The 18,039-nt window shown below is 63.7% G+C and carries 17 protein-coding genes and 1 other RNA gene; 12 read left to right on the forward strand and 6 right to left on the reverse strand.

What is annotated here, in order from left to right; all coding sequences use genetic code 11:
• Positions 1–8 precede the first annotated feature (8 nt).
• The gene (locus tag ED21_RS09630; protein WP_006833693.1) at positions 9–1,466 is read right to left on the reverse strand and encodes a leucyl aminopeptidase; all 1,458 of its coding nucleotides are present in this window, start codon (positions 1,464–1,466) and stop codon (positions 9–11) included.
• Positions 1,467–1,566: 100 nt separating this feature from the next.
• On the opposite strand from ED21_RS09630, the gene ED21_RS09635 reads away from it, so the two are divergent.
• From ED21_RS09635 to rsmA, 4 genes are all read left to right on the forward strand, one after another.
• A complete protein-coding gene (locus ED21_RS09635; RefSeq protein WP_006833694.1) occupies positions 1,567–3,927 on the forward strand; it encodes an LPS-assembly protein LptD in 2,361 nt (786 codons plus the stop codon).
• A 126-nt stretch (positions 3,928–4,053) separates the two neighbouring features.
• On the forward strand, positions 4,054–5,400 hold the full coding sequence (locus ED21_RS09640) for a peptidylprolyl isomerase (protein ID WP_006833695.1): 1,347 nt from the start codon (positions 4,054–4,056) through the stop codon (positions 5,398–5,400).
• Positions 5,397–6,410, forward strand: a complete 1,014-nt coding sequence (gene pdxA, locus ED21_RS09645; protein ID WP_006833696.1) for a 4-hydroxythreonine-4-phosphate dehydrogenase PdxA — start codon at positions 5,397–5,399, stop codon at positions 6,408–6,410. Before ED21_RS09640 ends, pdxA begins: the two co-directional genes overlap by 4 nt.
• Complete coding sequence (gene rsmA, locus ED21_RS09650; protein WP_006833697.1) at positions 6,403–7,224, forward strand: 16S rRNA (adenine(1518)-N(6)/adenine(1519)-N(6))-dimethyltransferase RsmA; 822 nt, start codon at positions 6,403–6,405, stop codon at positions 7,222–7,224. Before pdxA ends, rsmA begins: the two co-directional genes overlap by 8 nt.
• On the opposite strand, the gene ED21_RS09655 is transcribed toward rsmA, so the two are convergent.
• Both ED21_RS09655 and ED21_RS09660 read right to left on the reverse strand, forming a co-directional pair.
• Complete coding sequence (locus tag ED21_RS09655) at positions 7,216–7,767, reverse strand: PilZ domain-containing protein (RefSeq protein WP_006833698.1); 552 nt, start codon at positions 7,765–7,767, stop codon at positions 7,216–7,218. The genes rsmA and ED21_RS09655 overlap by 9 nt on opposite strands.
• Positions 7,768–7,834: 67 nt before the next feature.
• Positions 7,835–9,931 carry a malate synthase G gene (locus tag ED21_RS09660; RefSeq protein WP_006833699.1) on the reverse strand — a complete coding sequence of 699 codons (2,097 nt, stop codon included), beginning with the start codon at positions 9,929–9,931 and terminating at the stop codon, positions 7,835–7,837.
• Between the two features lie 133 nt (positions 9,932–10,064).
• On the opposite strand from ED21_RS09660, the gene ED21_RS09665 reads away from it, so the two are divergent.
• The 4 genes from ED21_RS09665 (at position 10,065) to ED21_RS09680 (ending at position 13,934) form a co-directional block, all read left to right on the forward strand.
• Positions 10,065–11,273 (forward strand): hydrolase, encoded by a 1,209-nt coding sequence (locus tag ED21_RS09665; protein WP_006833700.1) that lies wholly within the window; start codon positions 10,065–10,067, stop codon positions 11,271–11,273.
• A complete protein-coding gene (locus ED21_RS09670; protein WP_006833701.1) occupies positions 11,270–12,286 on the forward strand; it encodes an arginine N-succinyltransferase in 1,017 nt (338 codons plus the stop codon). Before ED21_RS09665 ends, ED21_RS09670 begins: the two co-directional genes overlap by 4 nt.
• Positions 12,283–13,533 (forward strand): N-succinylarginine dihydrolase, encoded by a 1,251-nt coding sequence (locus ED21_RS09675; RefSeq protein ID WP_006833702.1) that lies wholly within the window; start codon positions 12,283–12,285, stop codon positions 13,531–13,533. The genes ED21_RS09670 and ED21_RS09675 overlap by 4 nt, the downstream gene beginning before the upstream one ends.
• A 143-nt stretch (positions 13,534–13,676) precedes the next feature.
• Positions 13,677–13,934 (forward strand): hypothetical protein, encoded by a 258-nt coding sequence (locus ED21_RS09680; protein ID WP_006833703.1) that lies wholly within the window; start codon positions 13,677–13,679, stop codon positions 13,932–13,934.
• Positions 13,935–14,039: 105 nt separating this feature from the next.
• Here the strand turns inward: ED21_RS09680 and ED21_RS15425 are convergent, their stop codons facing one another.
• From ED21_RS15425 to mscL, 3 genes are all read right to left on the reverse strand, one after another.
• On the reverse strand, positions 14,040–14,174 hold the full coding sequence (locus ED21_RS15425) for a hypothetical protein (RefSeq protein WP_006833704.1): 135 nt from the start codon (positions 14,172–14,174) through the stop codon (positions 14,040–14,042).
• Positions 14,175–14,366: 192 nt separating this feature from the next.
• Positions 14,367–14,712: a transfer-messenger RNA gene (ssrA, locus tag ED21_RS15135) on the reverse strand.
• Between the two features lie 30 nt (positions 14,713–14,742).
• Complete coding sequence (mscL, locus tag ED21_RS09685; RefSeq protein WP_006833705.1) at positions 14,743–15,210, reverse strand: large conductance mechanosensitive channel protein MscL; 468 nt, start codon at positions 15,208–15,210, stop codon at positions 14,743–14,745.
• Between the two features lie 140 nt (positions 15,211–15,350).
• On the opposite strand from mscL, the gene ED21_RS09690 reads away from it, so the two are divergent.
• The 4 genes from ED21_RS09690 to ED21_RS09705 are packed head-to-tail and all read left to right on the forward strand — an operon-like array spanning position 15,351 to position 18,037.
• Entirely contained in the window at positions 15,351–15,965 is a 615-nt protein-coding gene (locus ED21_RS09690; protein WP_006833706.1) for a LemA family protein, read from the forward strand.
• Positions 15,966–15,984: 19 nt separating this feature from the next.
• Entirely contained in the window at positions 15,985–16,815 is an 831-nt protein-coding gene (locus tag ED21_RS09695; protein WP_006833707.1) for a YgcG family protein, read from the forward strand.
• A complete protein-coding gene (locus tag ED21_RS09700) occupies positions 16,816–17,490 on the forward strand; it encodes a TPM domain-containing protein (protein WP_006833708.1) in 675 nt (224 codons plus the stop codon). It begins immediately after the preceding gene.
• Position 17,491: 1 nt separating this feature from the next.
• Complete coding sequence (locus tag ED21_RS09705; RefSeq protein ID WP_006833709.1) at positions 17,492–18,037, forward strand: NUDIX hydrolase; 546 nt, start codon at positions 17,492–17,494, stop codon at positions 18,035–18,037.
• The last annotated feature ends 2 nt before the right edge of the window (positions 18,038–18,039 follow it).

Below are 18,039 nucleotides of genomic sequence, written 5' to 3' on the forward strand. Positions count from 1 at the left end.
GTCATCGGTCAGCCTTCGGCCGTGTCGGAGATGAGGCGGTCGATCAGGCGCACACCGTAACCCGTGGCGCCCTTGCCCCAGGTGCGGCCCGGCTTGTCCGACCAGGCCATCCCGGCAATGTCGACATGCGCCCAGGGCGTGCCGTCGGCAATGAAGCGCTGGAGGAACTGGGCCGCGGTGATCGAGCCGGCCGCCTTGCCGCCGATGTTCTTCATGTCGGCGATGGGGCTGTCGATCAGCTTGTCGTAAGCCTTGCCGATCGGCATGCGCCACACTTTGTCACCCACCGCCTCGCCCGCGTCGGCAAGGTCCTTGGAAAGCTGGTCGTCGTTGGAGAACATGCCAGCATATTCATGGCCGAGCGCGATGATGATCGCGCCGGTCAGCGTGGCGAAGTCGACGATGCGCTTGGGCTGGAATTCTTCCTGCGTCCAGTGAAGCGCATCGGCGAGGACGAGGCGGCCTTCGGCATCGGTGTTGAGGATTTCGATGGTCTGGCCGCTCATGGACGTGACCACGTCGCCAGGACGCTGCGCGTTGCCGTCGGGCATGTTCTCGACGAGACCCATAACGCCCACGACATTGGCCTTAGCCTTGCGTTTCACCAGCGCGAGCATGCCGCCAGCCACAGCGCCGGCGCCGCCCATGTCCCACTTCATGTCTTCCATGCCGGGCCCCGGCTTGATCGAGATACCGCCGGTGTCGAAGGTCACCCCCTTGCCCACGAAAGCGGTCGGCGCTTCGCTGCCACCACCGTTCCAGCGGATGGCTAGGATGCGCGATTCGCGCGACGAACCCTGGCCGACGCCGAGCAGCGAGCCCATGCCGAGCTTTTCCATTTCGGCTTCGTCGAGCACGATCAGTTCGGCGCCCGTATCCTCGAAGCGCTCCTTGCAGCGCGCCACGAAGCTTTCGGGATAGATGATGTTGGCCGGTTCAGTGATCAGTTCGCGGGTGAACTCCACGCCCTCGGAAAGGGCGGCGGTATCGGCCCACGCGCCTTCGATACCTTCGGGCGCGCCGACGACGGTGACGCTTTCGAGCGTGACCTTCTGCTCGTCCTTCATCTTCGTGCGATAGATGTCGTAGCGCCAGTTGCGCAGGCGCAGGCCGAGCAGGACGTGGCTGGCTTCTTCTGCCGAAAGCCCGCTTTCGCTGAGGTCGAGGACCATGTCCTTGTCGCCGGTCGACTGGAACTTGCCCGCCAGCGCTGCGCCCGCCTTCTCGAGATTGGCGAGACGCGCCTCGTCCGACTTGTCGCCCGCACCCGCGATGGCGAGGCGCGCGACCTGGCCGCCGTCCTCGACGAAGCCGTCAAAGGTCTGGCTGGCGTTGCCCTTGAAGCGCGCGGCCTCCGCGCCAGCTCGAATGGCGGCGTTGGTGGCGGCAGGAAGCTTGCCCTTGTCGACCACATGCGCAATGAGACGCGCGCCTTGCGGACGGGACTGGCTGAACTGGATGTGCATGGATTCTCCCGGATTCTTCGATGAGCGGGACCTGCCCAAATCGTGGGCAGCCCGGATGAACGCGATTGCGATTAGGCGTGGCCGGTGCGATAGGCAAGCCATGCACCCCGGCAGCGCCCGTTCAGCCTTCGACCTGTTGCACCGGCTCGGCACGGGTGCCGCCGTGTTCGCGCTAGTCGCGGCCGGGCCCGCGCTCGCACAGGATGGCGCCGCCACCGGCGCCGGCACGGTCGAAGAGCCACAGGGCGAAAGCCCGAGCGACCTTCCCCCGCCCCCGGATAGCCCGGAGGACCCTTTTTTCGTCAGCGACGACAACGACCTGCCTTCGCCTCCTGCGGAATTCAACGAGGCAGGCGAACGGCAGATCGCTTTCGCCGCCGATATACTGAGCTACGATTCCGAGGCCGAGATCACGACCGCCGAAGGCAACGTCGTGCTGCGCTCGGGCGATCGCTCGCTGCGGGCCGATTTGGTCAGCTGGAGCGGGCGAACTGGCGTGATCGTGGCAACCGGCAATGTCCGCTTCGTCGATGAGAATGGCAACCAGCTCTACACCGAACGGGTCGAACTGACCGACCAGTTCGAAGCCGGCGCGATGGAGGACTTGCTTCTGGCGCTAAGGCAGGGTGGTCGCCTCGCCGCCAATCGCGGCATTCGCGAAAGCGACGGGACGATCCTGCTCGAACAGGCCGCCTACAGCGCCTGCGCCGTGGTCTCGCCCGACGGGTGCAGCAAGGAACCGAGTTGGAAGATCACGGCCGATCGCGTCGTCTACGACCCGGCGAGCAGCCAGGTCCGCTTCCGCGGCGCCTATCTTGAGCTTTTCGGCGCGCGGATCATTCCCTTGCCTGGCCTCTCCGTGCGGACGGACGACGGCGGGGTTTCGGGCTTTCTCGTCCCCGACTTGCGCGTTTCGGAAAGCAACGGGCTCGAGGTCTCCGGCAGTTATTACATCCGGATGGCCGACAACAAGGACCTGACCCTGTCGGCCTATGTTTTCTCCAAAACCAACCCGATGGTCTCTGCCCAATGGCGCCAGCTCACCGAGAAGGGTGCGTACCAAGTTACCGGCTATGCAACGCACAGCCGCCGCATCTCCGATTTCACCGGCCTAACCAACAATTCCGAAGCCGATCCGCGCGGGTACCTGTTCGCCAACGGGCGGTTCCAGTTCTCACCCGAATGGAGCCTGACGGGTTCGGTCCGGCTGGCGAGCGACAAGACTTTCCTGCGGCGCTACGACATCAGCCGCGACGACCGTTTGCGTTCGATGGTCGACCTCGAACGCATCGACCGCTCCTCCTATCTCTCCATCGCCGGATGGGCGACGCAGACGCTGCGGCTCAACCAGGACCAGAACCAGGTCCCGGTGGCGCTGCCGGTGATCGACTGGCGGCGCCGGCTCGACGATCCGCTGGCCGGTGGGCAGGTAGAACTGCAACTCAACAGCCTCGCCATCATGCGCAAGCTGGGCCAGGAAACCGAGCGCGCCTTTGCCAAGGCGGAATGGAGCCGACGCACCATCACCGGCCTTGGTCAAATGGTCACGCTGACCGGTCTGCTGCGCGGCGATATCTACCATTCTGACGGGAACGAGTTCAATGAAACCGCCGCCTATCGCGGCAATCCGGGGTGGGAAACGCGCGGCGTGGCGCTGGGCGCGGTCGATGTCGAATGGCCCCTAGTGGGCGAAATTTTCGGTGGCGAGCAGGTCTTCACTCCGCGCGTGCAGCTGGTCGTCACGCCCGAAATCAAGAACCTCGCCATCCCCAACGAAGATGCGCGGGCAGTCGATCTCGAGGATTCCAACCTCTTCGCGCTCAACCGTTTTCCCGGCTACGACCGGATCGAAGACGGGGCGCGGGTTACCTACGGCTTCGATTACAAACTGCGCCGCCCGGGCTGGGAATTCTTCACGACGCTCGGCCAGTCCTACCGGCTCGACAACGACCGCGACATCCTGCCCGACGGCACGGGCCTGTCGGAAAAGGTGAGCGACTTCGTCGGCCGCACGGAAATCCGTTACCGCGATTTCCTCAAGCTCGCGCACCGGTTCCGGCTCGACAAGGACAATTTCGCAGTGCGCCGCAACGAGTTCGACGCGACTGTCGGCTCCAGCCGCACCTACGCCGAGATCGGCTATCTGCGTCTCAATCGCAATATCACCACGGTCGAGGATCTCCAGGACCGCGAGGAATTGCGCGCCGCCGTTCGCGTGGCTTTTGCCAATTACTGGTCGGTCTTCGGATCGGGCGTCTTCAACCTTACCGACCGTGAAGAAGATCCCACCCTGTCGAGTGACGGCTTCCAGCCGATCCGCACGCGGCTCGGCGTGGCCTACCAGGACGACTGCCTTGAAATGGGCGCCACATGGCGCCGCGACTATCTTTCCGCAGGCGACGCGCGCCGGGGCGACACCTTCCAGTTGTACTTCAGCTTGAAGAATCTGGGATTTCGCTAAGGGGGGCGTGTTGGCAGCGCCGCCCAAACGCGCTATCCGCCCCGCGCAATCAGCTACGGTTAAGCCTGCCAAGGCCACACCTTAGCCTATTCGGGCGCCATTTGCGCGCCGCAAGGGAATACAAGCGTGAACGCAACTATCGTTTCGAAACTGCTGGGCCTGTCCGCTGCCATGGGGCTGGCCGTTGCTGCCCCTGCCACCGCTCAGTCGCAGGGCCCTGCCCCGCAAGCCGACCCGCTCGGCCTGCCCGCCCAGCCGACCATGCTCGCCACGGCCAATCCCAATGTCCGCAAGGCCACCGCGGTCGTGAACGGCTATGTCATCACCGGCACAGACCTCGATCAGCGCCTCGCGCTGCTGGTCAATGCCAACCAGACCGAAATCCCGGCCGAGGAACTGCAGCGCGTGCGAGCGCAGGTGCTGCGCAATCTGATTGACGAAACGCTGCAGATCCAGGCGGCCGAAGCAGAAGAAATCGTCATTTCGGATGCCGAGGTGGAGCAGACCTTCGCCCGCGTCGCCGCACAGAACAACCAGCGGCCCGAGGACATGGAAAATTATCTCGCCTCGATCGGTTCTTCGAGCGCCTCGCTCAAGCGCCAGATCCGGGGCGAGCTCGCATGGCAGCGCCTGCTGCGCCAGAAAGTCTCGTTCTTCGTCAACGTGTCGGCCGAAGAGGTCAACGAGCTGATGGAACGGCTCGAAGCCGCGAAGGGTACGGATGAGTACTGGTTGTGGGAAATCTTCATGTCCGCCACACCGGAAAACGATGCCGCCGTGCAGGCCAACGCGCAGAAGATCATGGAACAGCTGCGCCAAGGCGGCAGCTTCGTCGCCTATGCGCGCCAGTTCTCCGAGGCGTCGACTGCAGCCGTGGGTGGCGATCTCGACTGGATCCACCTCGCGCAGCTCGGCGATCCGCAGCTCGAGACGGTGGTTGCACAGATGGAAGCCGGCCAACTCGTGGGTCCGATCAAGATCCCCGGCGGCTACTGGATCGTCTACCTGCGCGACAAGCGCCAGGTCCTGATGGCCGACCCACGTGACGCCATGCTCAGCCTGAAGCAGATCCAGATCGACTTCGATCCGGCGGCCGCGCCCGAGGTCAACAAGCAGAAGCTCGATGCCTTTACTCAAGGCGTTTCAACCATGCGTGGCTGCGGCAGCGCCGATGAAATCGCTTCTTCGCTGGGTGCGAGCGTGGTGACCAACGACCAGATTCGTGCCCGCGCCCTCCCGGAGCAGCTGCAGAACATCATGCTCTCGCTCCAGATCGGCGAGACGACGCCGCCCTTCGGTTCGCTGGAGGAAGGCGTGCGCGTGCTGATGCTCTGCGGTCGTGACGATCCGGAAAGCAGCGAAGGCCCGAACTTCGACGAGCTAATGGCGCAGATCGAGGATGAGCGCATCAACAAGGCTGCCCAGCGTTACCTGCGCGACCTGCGCAACGACGCCTACATCGAATACAATTGAGCGCCGCCCCGCTTCCCCTCGCCGTCTCTCTCGGCGATCCGGCGGGAATCGGGCCGGAACTGATTGCAGAAGGTTGGGCGCAGCGTGAAAAGCGCGCTGTGCCCGCTTTCTTCGTGGTCGGCGGCGCGCAGGTGCTGGCCGCCGCCGCGCTGACACGCGCGCTGCGGGTTCCGGTGGAGCGGGTTTCTACGCCTGCCGAAGCGCTCGAGGTGTGGGACCACGCCCTCCCCGTGCTCGGCGCGGACGATGCGGATTATACCCCCGGCAAGCCTAAAGAAAGCGGAGCGCGGCTGGCGCTCTTTTCGCTGGTTGAGGCCACCAGCCGGGCCGCCATGGGCGAGGCTCGCGGCCTCGTCACCGCACCCATCGCCAAGAGCCACCTTGCGCAGGCCGGATTCACCCAGCCCGGCCAGACCGAATTCCTCGCCGACGCCTTCGGTCGCCCGCGCGAGGATGCGGTCATGATGCTGGCTGGCCCGAATCTGCGCGCGGTTCCGCTCACCGTGCATTGCGCGCTGGCCGAGGTCCCCGAGCTGATCACCAAGGACCTTATCCTCCACCGCGCCCGGATCGTGCACGAAGCGCTGCGGAAGGATTTCGGGATCGACACCCCCCGCATCGCCGTTTGCGGCCTCAATCCCCATGCGGGCGAGGACGGCCGCTTTGGCGACGAGGAGCAATTCGTCATCGGCCCGGCCGTCGCCGAGCTGGAGAAGGAAGGCCTCGACATTACCGGCCCACACCCCGGCGATGCGCTGTTCACCCCGCGCGCGCGCAAGTCCTATGACGCCGCCATCGCCATGTATCACGACCAGGCGCTGATCCCGCTCAAGGCGCTCGATTTTGACGAGGGGGTAAATGTCACTTTGGGCCTGCCCATCGTTCGTACCAGCCCCGATCACGGCACCGCCTTCGATATCGCCGGCAAGGGCAAGGCCGATCCCGGCGCCATGATCGCCGCCCTGAGACTTGCGGGCGAGATGGCCGACCGGCGCGCCCAGAATGGCTGACCTTCCCCCTCTACGCGAAGTGATCGCGCGCCACGGGCTTTCCGCCAGCAAGGCGCTGGGGCAGAATTTCCTCTTCGATCAGCAACTGCTCGACCGGATCGCGGCGCTGCCCGGCGCTCTTGCCGGAAGGCGCGTGCTCGAGATCGGTCCGGGCCCGGGAGGCCTGACCCGCGCGCTGCTGAAGGCCGGAGCCGAAGTCACGGCCATCGAAATGGACGAGCGCTGCCTGCCGGCTCTCGCCGAACTGGGCGAGGCCTATCCCGGCAAGCTCGAGGTGATCCGCGGCGACGCGCTGAAGCTGGACCATGACGCAATCATGGGCGGCGAGCCCTACGCCATCCTTTCCAACCTTCCCTACAACGTTGGCACGGCGCTGTTCACACGCTGGATGGGGGGTGAGGCATGGCCGCCGCTGTGGACTTCGCTCACGCTGATGTTCCAGCAGGAAGTCGCCCAGCGGATCGTCGCCAAGTCCGGCACTTCGGCCTACGGGCGCCTTAGCGTGCTCGCCCAGTGGCGCGCGCAGGCGAAACTGGCGATGAAAGTCCACCGCAGCGCCTTCACCCCGCCGCCCAAGGTGATGAGCGCCATCGTCCACGTCGAACCGGGCGCAATGCCGGAAGGCGTGTCGGCAAAGGTCCTCGAGCGCCTCACCGAAACCTCCTTCGGCCAGCGCCGCAAGATGCTGCGCCAGAGTTTGAAGGGCGTGGCAGGAGCGGTCGATACGCTCGAAACCCTCGGCATCGATTCGCAACGACGCGCAGAAACACTTTCGATCGAGGAATTCGTCGCTCTCGCCCGCGCGCTAACCTAGTCGGGCACGTTCCTGTTGGGCCAGTTTGCGGAGCAGCTGGGCCGCGATGTCGAGTGTTTGCAACTCCTCGGTCAGGCGCATCACGAGGTCCATGTCTTCTGACAAGGTGTCGGCCAGGTCGTCGAGCGAACCGGCTACGCGGTGCATGTCGTCGGCGGTGATGTAGCTGTTGTGCAACGGCGCTTTGCTTTCGCGCACCGGACCGCGCTCCCGCATTTCCTCCATCAGGCGCTGGAAGGCGTTGTCGACCGATTGCTGCGGCTCCGTATCGGGGAACCAGTCCTCGACCACCGTGCGCTGGGAGAAGGACACGCCCGCTTGGTCGGCGCTGCGCCAGACGATCTTGCCGGGCACACACAGCGCGCCGCGGCGCAATTCGACCTCATAGCCCACAAGCGGCAGGGTCTCGCCCTCGATCAGCGCCCCGATCGGCGACATGTTACACAGGCGCACGACGCCCGATCCGGGTTGCGAGTGCACGCTGGCGCGCACGAACAGGTCGATCCGCTCCTCGCGGCGTTGTTTCAAATCTGCGGCGGGCAAGTCTGGCGATCCCTTTCTTATCCTGCCTGCCTAGCCACAAAGATTTACGATATGCTTGATGCCACGTTCAGCATTGCGCCTTCCTGCGCAGGCGCCACTGGTGCAGCAGCGGCTCGGTATAGCCGCTGGGCTGCTCCACGCCCTTGAAAATCAGGTCCTTGGCCGCGCTGAAGGCCGGGCCGTCCTCGTTCCCGAGCAGCGGCTCGTAAAAAGGATCGCCCGCGTTCTGTTCGTCGACCTTGGCGGCCATCCGGCGCAGCGAATCCATCACCTGATCCTCGGTGATCACCCCGTGGAGCAGCCAGTTGGCGATATGCTGGCTGGAAATGCGCAGCGTGGCGCGGTCTTCCATCAGGCCGACATCGCCCAAGTCCGGCACCTTGGAGCAGCCGACACCCTGATCGATCCAGCGCACCACGTAACCGAGCAGGCCTTGGCAGTTGTTGTCGAGCTCTGCGCGGATTTCTTCCTTGGACCAATTCGTACCCTCGGCGAGCGGGATAGTGAGGAGGTCGCCGAGGCCCGGCACCTCGCCGAGACCCTGCTGTATCGCGAACACATCTTCGCGGTGATAGTGGATGGCGTGCAGCGTGGCCGCCGTCGGGCTCGGCACCCAGGCCGTGTTGGCGCCCGCGCGCAAGTGGCCGATCTTCTCGAGCATCATCTGTCCCATCAGGTCGGGCGCGGCCCACATGCCCTTGCCGATCTGCGCGCGGCCCGAAAGGCCATGGCGCAAGCCGATACCGACGTTTCGAGCCTCATAGGCCTTGAGCCAGGCAGAATTCTTCATCTCGCCCTTGCGCATCATCGGTCCGGCCCGCATCGAGGTGTGGATCTCGTCGCCCGTGCGGTCGAGGAACCCGGTGTTGATGAAGACGATCCGGTCCTTCACCGCATGGATGCAGGCGGCAAGATTGGCGGATGTGCGGCGTTCTTCGTCCATCACGCCGACCTTGATCGTGTGGCGCGGCAGGTCGAGCAAATCCTCCACCGCATCGAACAGATCGTTGGTGAAGGCGCATTCTTCGGGTCCGTGCATCTTGGGCTTCACGATGTAGATCGAACCCTCGCGGCTGTTGCCGTAGGTGCCCAGCCCCGCGATGTCCTGCGCCGAAATCGCGCTGGTCATCACCGCGTCGAGGATGCCCTCGGGAATCTCCGCGCCATCCCAGCGCATCGCCGGGTTGGTCATCAAATGGCCGACGTTGCGCACGAACATCAGGCTGCGGCCCGGAAGCGCGCGCTGCGTATCCGAAGTGTCGGTATAGGTCATGTCGGCGGCCAGTTTGCGCGTGACCGTCTTCCCGCCCTTTTCGAAGCTGTCCGACAGATCGCCGCGGATAATGCCCAGCCAGTTGCGATAGGCGGTAAGCTTGTCCTCGGCATCGACGGCCGCCACCGAATCCTCGCAATCGGCGATGGTGGTCAGCGCTGCTTCCAGCACGATGTCGGAAATGCCTGCCTTGTCGGACTTGCCGATAGGGCTTTCGGCATCGAACTGCACTTCGATATGAAGGCCGTTGTTGCGGAACAGGAGGCCCTTGTCGGTTGTCCCGACAACTTGCCCCTCGTCCTTCAACACGATGTCGTCGCGCCCTCCGACTTCGGCCCAGCTCCGGTCGGTCAGCGGCAGCGTCTCGTCGAGGAAACGGCGCCCCTCGGCGATCACCGCCGCGCCGCGATCCTCGTCATAGCCGCCGGGCCGTGCGGGCTGCGCGTCGAGCGTGTCGGTGCCGTAGAACGCATCGTAAAGGCTTCCCCAGCGCGCGTTAGCCGCGTTGAGCAGGAAACGCGCGTTGAGGATCGGCACGACCAGCTGGGGCCCCGCCATGGTCGCGATCTCGGGATCGACATTATCAGTCCCAATGGTGAACTGGCCCGGCTCGGGGACGAGGTAGCCGATCTCCTCCAGAAAGGCGCGATAGACGTCCGCATCATGCGGCTGGCCGGCGCGCTTCTGATGCCAGGCGTCGATTTTTGCCTGAAGCTCCTCGCGCTTTTCCAGCAGCGCGGCGTTGCGTGGGGCGAATTCGCCCAGCAGGCGTGCGAGGCCGTGCCAGAAGGTTTCCGGGTCGCGGCCGAGCGGCGCCAGCACCTCTTCCTCGACGAAGGTCGCCAAGACGGGATCGGTTTCGATACCGGCGCGGGTCACGTATTGGGTCATGGAACTCCTTGAGGGTTATCGAGCGATTAGCGATGTGGACCCGGGGAGGAGTTGCACGACCTATGCCGCCAGCCGTTGACGAATGCAAGGCGCGGGGTGGACTTGCCCCGCGCGAGCCTTAAGGAAGTTGCCGATGAAACCGGATAGCGCCCCCCAAACCCTTCTCGACGCGATCGATGCGGACACAATGCTGTCCGAAGTACAGGATTGGGCGGCAATCAACACCGGCACGGCGAATATCGAAGGCCTTGCAAAAATGGCCGGCGTGCTAGCCGATGCTTTCTCTGCCCTTCCCGGAGAAGTGGAGCTTGTCGATCCCGCGCAAGTGACCGCTATTTCCGCAGAAGGGCGCGAGTTCGAAAAGCCGCATGGCCAGCACATGGTGCTGCGCGTTCGCCCCGAGGCAGAGCGCCGCTTCGTGCTCACTGGCCACATGGACACGGTCTTCCCCGTCGACCATCCGTTCCAAGACGTGAAATGGCTCGACGACGAGACGATCAACGGCCCCGGCACCGCCGACATGAAGGGGGGGCTCAACATCATCCTCCACACGCTCAAGACCTTCGAGACGATGGAGTGCTCTGCCCGTGTCGGTTACGATGTGATGATCAATTCCGACGAAGAAACCGGTAGTCTCGCCAGCCGCGGTCTGATCGAGGAATTGGCCCGCGGGAAATACGCGGCGCTGACCTATGAACCCTCTGCGCTGCCCGACGGCACCCTCGCCCATGCGCGCGGCGGAACGGGCAATTACTCCATCACAATCTCCGGACGCAGCGCCCATGCGGGCCGCAACCCGCACGAAGGCCGCAACGCCATCGTCGCCGCCAGCGATCTCGTGCTGCGGATAAAGGCGCTCGAGGCCGAAGAAATCACGGTGAACCCTGCCAAGATCGAGGGCGGCGCGGCCAACAACGTCGTGCCCGACCTTGCCATTCTGCGTTTCAACATCCGCCCAAAATCGACCGATGCGATGAACCGCTTCGACGGCGAACTCGATGCCGTCCTGCGCCTCATCGAGGCCGAACACGAGGTCGGCATTCACCGCCACGGCGGCGTGACCCGTCCGCCGAAGCCGGTCGACGAGAAGGCCCAGCGCCTGTTCGACCTCGTCAAGGCATGCGGCGCCGAGCTTGGCCAGACCATCGGCTGGAAACCGACCGGCGGCGTATGCGATGGCAACAACATCGCTGCCACCGGCGTGCCCGTGGTCGATACGATGGGTGTGCGCGGCGGCGCCATTCACTCACCCGACGAATTCATGATTGTCCCTTCGCTGCGGGAACGCGCGGCCCTGAGCGCGCTGGTCCTGTCGAAGCTGTCCACCGGAGACCATTTGTGACCTTCCGCCTGCGCGCCGCGCATATTACCGATCTCGAACATCTCTACGAAATGGCCAAGCTCACCGGCGGCGGGTTCACCAACCTGCCCGCCGACAAGGCCGCATTGACCAAGAAGCTCGAACGCGCCGATGCGGCCTTTTCGCGCACCGAGGACACGCTGGGCGACGATATCTTCACGCTGGTGCTGGAAAATATCGAAACCGGCCAGGTCCGCGGCACCTGCCAGGTGTTCAGCCAGGTCGGCCAGCAATGGCCCTTTTACAGTTACCGCCTCAACACGCTGACACAACACAGCCAGGAACTCGACCGCACGGTACGCGCCGAACTGCTGAGCCTCGTCACCGATCTCGAAGGCTCCTCCGAAGTCGGCGGGCTGTTCCTCCACCCGGGCGAGCGTGCCGGCGGCCTTGGCCTGCTGCTCGCGCGTAGCCGCTATCTCTTCATCGCCATGCATCGCAGCCGCTTTTCCGACCGCATCCTCGCCGAACTGCGTGGCGTGATCGACGATCGCGGCGGCTCCCCCTTCTGGGATGGCGTGGCGGGCCGCTTCTTCGGCATGACCTTTCAGGAAGCAGACTATTTCAACGCCACCAACGGCAACCAGTTCATCGCTGATTTGATGCCCAAGCACCCGGTCTATGTCGAAATGCTGAGCGAGGAAGCGCGCAAGGTCATCGGCGTGCCCCACCCCAGTGGCCGTGCCGCGATGCGGATGCTCGAGAACGAAGGCTTCGCCTATGAAGGCTATGTCGACATATTCGACGGTGGCCCCTCGATGACCGCGCGCACCGACAATGTGAAAAGCGTGAAGGAGGCGAAACCCGCCAGGGTAAGCGCCATCGATCTCGACATTGGCGAGCGCGCGCTTATCGCGAGTGGCGAATTGGGCGGGTTCAAATCGGCGTATGGCATGCGCGAATTCGGCGAGGATGGCAGCGTCAGCATCGACGAGATCAGCGCGAAAGCGCTGGAAGTGGGCGTGGGCGATACAGTCTGGAGCGTTGCGCGATGAGCCTTGTGGAAATCAATTTCGACGGCATCGTCGGCCCCAGCCACAATTACGCGGGCCTCAGCCTCGGCAATATCGCCAGCGCGAGCCACAAGGGCGACACCTCCTACCCCCGCGCGGCGGCGCTGCAGGGCATTGCGAAGATCCGCTCGAACATGGCACTGGGCCTTGCGCAGGGCTTCCTCCTGCCGCTTCCGCGCCCGAATGGCGACCTCATCCGTGGTCTCGCAATCGATGAGAACACACCGCGCCAGTTGCTCGCAGCCGCCTGGTCGGCCTCGAGCATGTGGACGGCCAACGCCGCCACCGTCAGCCCTGCGCCCGATACGGCGGACGGACGCTGCCACCTGACCCCTGCTAACCTCGTCACCATGCCGCACCGCGCGCAGGAATGGCAGGACACGCAGGCGCAGCTCGCGATCGCTTTCGGCGACGAAGAGCACTTCACCATCCACGATGCCATCCTCCCCGCCTTCGGAGACGAGGGCGCGGCCAATCACATGCGCTTTTGCGAGGGCCATGACGCGAAGGGCGTCGAGGTCTTCGTCTGGGGCAATCAGGGCGGCAAGTTCCCCGCGCGCCAGCACGAACAGGCCAGCCGCGCGATTGCCCGCCTCCACGGGCTCGATCCGGCAAAATGCGTGTTCATCGAACAGAACCCGGAAGCGATCAAAGCCGGCGCGTTCCACAACGACGTGGTCTCCGTGGCGAACGAACGCGTGCTCTTCACCCACGAACGCGCCTTCGCCGACCAGCAGGGCGCTTACGAAGCGATCCGCGAAGCCTTCCCCGCTCTGGAAGTGGTCGAAGTGCCCGAAAGCGCGGTAAGCCTCGAAGAGGCGATCCGCACTTACCTCTTCAACGCGCAGCTTCTCACCCTGCCCAGCGGCGAAATGGCGCTGGTGGTGCCGAGCGAGTGCCAGGAAAGCGCCACTGTCTGGGCCTGGTGCGAAAGCATGCTCGCCAGCAACGGCCCGATCCGGAAGGTCATTCCCGTCGACGTGCGCCAGTCCATGGCCAACGGCGGCGGCCCGGCCTGTTTGCGCCTGCGCGTGGTGGCGGACCCGGCCACGGTCGACCAGCGCTTCATGCTCGACGAGGCCAAGGCCCAGCGGATCGAAGCTGTGGTCGCGGAAATGTGGCCGAAGACCATCGACCCGCAGGATATCGGCAGCGAGGCGCTGGCCGTCCGCGTGATCGAGGCGCGCGAGGCCCTGCTGAGTGTCCTATCCTTGGACAGTCTGGCTTGAGTTGGGTGCGCTATGTTTAACCACCTCGACTCTCCTGTCCCCCTTCGACACACTCTTTCTTAACCCTCCGATTCGGCAGGAACGTGCGGATGTGCGATCCGTTGGTCTGCCGGGAACTAAGAAAGAGGAGCGCTGCCCCACCCATGTGGACCAAGGTCAAAAGGCTGTTCGTGATCAAGACACGCTGGGAAGCTTATCTGATCATCTACGCCCTCGCCCTTGGCGCCATGACCCGCGGCGCCCACTACACCGTCGAATACCCCGGCGTTGGCGGCTGGCTGCTCATGGCAGCTACGGCTGGCGCGGTGTTTCTTGGCGGCGCCAAAATCCTTGATGCGATCCGTTACGAACAGGATAGCAAGAAGAGTGAGCCAGCCGAGCAGATCAGATCAGATATCTAGAGATTTCTTCGAATTTCTGCATAGCCGTTCATTGACCGTGGCGCTTAAAACAAAGGCGCCGCCCGAAGGCAGCGCCCGAGTTTAGAGCTAGGTTCAGACTGGCTTTCAGCAGTTGCCTTCGACGCCGTCGACGCAATCGCCCACTGACTCTACGTCTTCCACCGCGCCATCAACGGTATTGCAGGCCGGAAGCAGCATCATCGTGCCGCCGAATGCGAGCATAGTAAGAAGCTTTTTCATTTTTTTTCTCTCCATCGATATCGATGCCTAGGAGAATGGCGCAGCAGCACATTTGTTCCTCAAAGCAATTACCGTCCAGGTGGTTAGGTAGCGCACGCGCAATTCTCTCGCGCGCCCGACAATGTAAGAAAAAGGGTGTGCCTGATGCTGGAATTAGGTGGGGGTTTCTGTTGCTAGCTACCCCCGGAGCCCCGGAATCCGCTTCTGTTGCCCGGTGGGTCCAACCGCGCTTTAGCTTTGTAAGATCAGGGCGTTAGCCCGTCAGATTACGCTGCGAGAGCGAGTGCTTCGTTATCGTTGGCACTTGTGTGTTGTGAACAGTTTTACGGGTTACTCAGCCCGGACGAAAACACTGTCTTTCAGCACACGTCGATCCTAGTTCGGCCCCGTCAAAAACCACGTGATATCCGCGGGTTATGGTGGAGCCGCCGGGTACTGCCCCCGGGTCCGTTGTACCTATTGCACAGCGCAGTTTATCGCCATAGCCGGTCGAAACCGGCAGCTCCCATATAGCGACCAATCGCTTAATGTGAAGTGTATCCCCTCGCGAAACCGCGAGAGGGCCTTCTCAACCCATCGGCCCTTCTTCGGGCGCGTAGTCCGGGCGCGCCGCGCGCAGCTCGTCGCGGATTTCCTTGAGGATATCGAGTTCGGTCGGACCGGCGGGCTCAGCCTCTTCCTTCTCCTCGAACTCCGCTATAACCTTCTTGGCGTAGCGCACTAAGAGGAAGACGATGAAAGCCAGGATCACGAAGTTGATCGCAGCGGTGATGAAGCTGCCGTAGCCGATCATCGCGGCGCCCGCTTCCTGCAGGGCGGCGTAATCGTCCATCGGGCCTTCATAGCCCTCGGGCGTGTCGAGCAAGATGAAATAGCGGCTGAAATCCGCCCCGCCGAAAATCGCGCCGATAACCGGCATGATAATCTCGTCGGTCAGCGATTTGACGATCGCCCCGAAAGCCGCGCCGATGATGACGGCGACTGCGAGGTCCATGACATTGCCCTTCGCAATGAAGGCCTTGAAGTCTTTCAGCATCAGTAGTCCCTCCTGCAACCCTGAGAACCCGTCAGCGTTAGTGACATGACCGGGGCGCGTCCTCAAGGCTTGCTTCGCTTGAAAGCGGGAAGAAGCGTGCTATTTCGGTAAGACAGTCTTTCGAAGGGGAATTACCGATCATGAACCGCATCATTGCCATTCGCACTGCCATACTGGGCGCATTCGCGCTCGCGCTGTCGGCTTGCGGGATCAATTCGGTCCCCGCCGCAGAAGAAAACGCCAAGGCCAAGTGGGCCGATGTCGAGGCGCAATTCCAACGCCGCGCCAACCTCATCCCCAATCTCGAGCAGGTGACCATGTCTTCGGCGGAGCAGGAGCGCCAGACGCTGAACGAGGTCATCGAGGCCCGCGCTTCCGCCACGCGCCCCGAGATCAAGCTCGACGGCGACGACCTGCAAGACTCGGCCAAGATGCAGCAGTACCAGCAGGCGCAGGAAAATCTCGGCACTGCGCTGAGCCGCCTGCTAGTTTCGGTCGAACGCTATCCCGAACTGCGCAGCCAGGAAAACTTCGGTCGTTTCATGACGCAACTCGAAGGCACGGAGAACCGTATCTCGGTCGCCATCCGCGACTATAACGAGGCGGTGCGCCAGTATAACACCACCATCCGCACCTTCCCCGATACTATCGGCGCGAACATCATCCACGGTGCCGAACCCATGGTGCCCTACGAAGCCGTGAGCGAGGGCGCCGAGACTGCCCCGCAGATCGATATGCGCAGCGACGCGGAATAACAGAGCGCATACAGACCAGATGACCCAGCTCTTGCGTATGATGCTGCTCGTGGCAGTCGTGCTCGGCCTTGCCGTGCCGGCTGCCGCGCAGCCCAGCTTCCCGGCATTGAACAACTCCCCGGTGGTCGATCAGGCCGACTTATTGACACCTGCCGAGGAGCAGGCGCTCGAAAGAAAGCTCCTCGAATTCGAACAGCGCAGCGAGCGCCAGTTCGTGGTCGCGACGATTGCCGACCTCGAGGGCTACGACATCGCCGACTACGGCTACCAGCTGGGACGCTTCTGGGAGCTGGGCGATGCCGAGAATGACGATGGTATCATCCTGATTGTCGCACCGAACGAGCGCGCCATGAGGGTTGAGGTGGGTTACGGGCTCGAGGGCATCATCCCCGACGGGCTTGCCTATGACTATATCGAGGGAATGAAGCCCTATTTCCGCCAGAACGATTTTTTCGGCGGCATCAACTGGGCATCGGACCGGATTATCGCTCAGCTAGAGCTCCCGCCCGAAGAAGCGGCACAAGTCGCGCAGCAATCGGAACAGCGCCGCGCGAGCGAGGGTAATGGCTTCCCCATCGGCGGGCTGATCTGGTTCGCCTTCATTTTCTTCTTCTTCATCTTGCCGATGCTGCGCGGTCGCGGGCGGCGGCGGCGCTATCGCCGGGGTCCGTGGGGCGACACGGCGCGCGACATCATCCTATGGGAAGCCGGCAAGGCCATCGCGCGCGGCGTCGATGGCGGCTCGCGCGGCGGCTGGGGCGGCGGTGGAGGCTTTGGTGGCGGCGGGTTCGGCGGCTTCTCAGGCGGCGGCGGAAGTTTCGGAGGCGGCGGCGCTTCGGGGGGCTGGTAAATGGCATATTTGAGCGAAAAAGAACACGCCATCGTCTCGCAAGCGGTAGCCAATGCGGAAGAGAACACGAGCGGCGAGATCGTCACCGTTCTGGCCGACCGATCCGATGGCTACACCGATGTTGCCTTGTGGTGGGCCATCGGGGTGAGCTTTACCGCCATGAGCGTTCTCGCCGCCTTTCCCGACTTCTTCCTGTCCCTGATCGATGGCTTTCGTGGTGGCTGGACGAGCGATTGGACACAGGGCGAGTTCGTGACACTGGTGCTGCTGGTAGGCCTTGTAAAATTCCTGGCCATGCTGGCGATCCAGCTGTGGCAGCCGCTCAAGTTCCGCATGATCCCCTCGCCTGTCACCGCGCAACGTGTGCGCGAAGAGGCCGTGCGCCACTTCAAGGTGGGCGCCGAAGGGCGCACGCATGGGCGCACCGGGATCCTGCTCTATCTCTCCATGCGCGAACACCGCGCCGAGATCGTGGCCGACGATGCCATCGCGCGTCTCGTCCATGCTGAAATCTGGGGCGAGGCAATGGTCGACATGCTCGCCCATGTCAGCCGCGGGCGTATCGCCGAGGGGCTTGCGGCCGGGGTCGAGGATGTCGGCAAGGTTCTGGCCGAGCAATTCCCGCGCGGCGACCACGACGAGAACGAACTTCCCGACCGCCTGATCGAGGTCTGAGATGAGCGCACCCGACCACGACCTGCCCGAAGAGATCGTCTGGCAGGGCAAGTTCGTCACCGCGAAAAAGCGGGGACGTTGGGAATATGTCTCGCGCAGCCGCGGCATCCGCGCTGCCGTGATCCTCGCCGTGGACGAGGAGGACCACGTGCTGCTGGTGGAGCAATACCGCGTCCCGCTGGGCCGCACTTGCATCGAGCTTCCCGCAGGCCTTGTTGGCGACGACGACGGCGGCGAGGACGAGGACCCCCTCGCCGCGGCGGGCCGCGAGCTGGAAGAAGAAACCGGCTATCGCGCAGCGCACCTCGAGGACATGGGGCATTTCTATTCCTCGCCCGGCATGGTCAGCGAAAGCTTCACGCTGGTGCGGGCGCGCGGCCTGACACGCGTCGGCGACGGCGGCGGGGTGGAAGGCGAGAACATTATGGTCCACCGCGTGGCCCGCTCTGCCTTGTCCGCTTTCCTCGACGCCAAGCGCAAGGAAGGTTGCGGCGTGGACGTGCGTATGCTCCTGCTGCTGGGACAGAACATTATCGAAGGAGAGTGAGC

It is taken from the genome of Erythrobacter sp. SD-21 (genome assembly GCF_000181515.1).
GTDB lineage: Bacteria > Pseudomonadota > Alphaproteobacteria > Sphingomonadales > Sphingomonadaceae > Qipengyuania.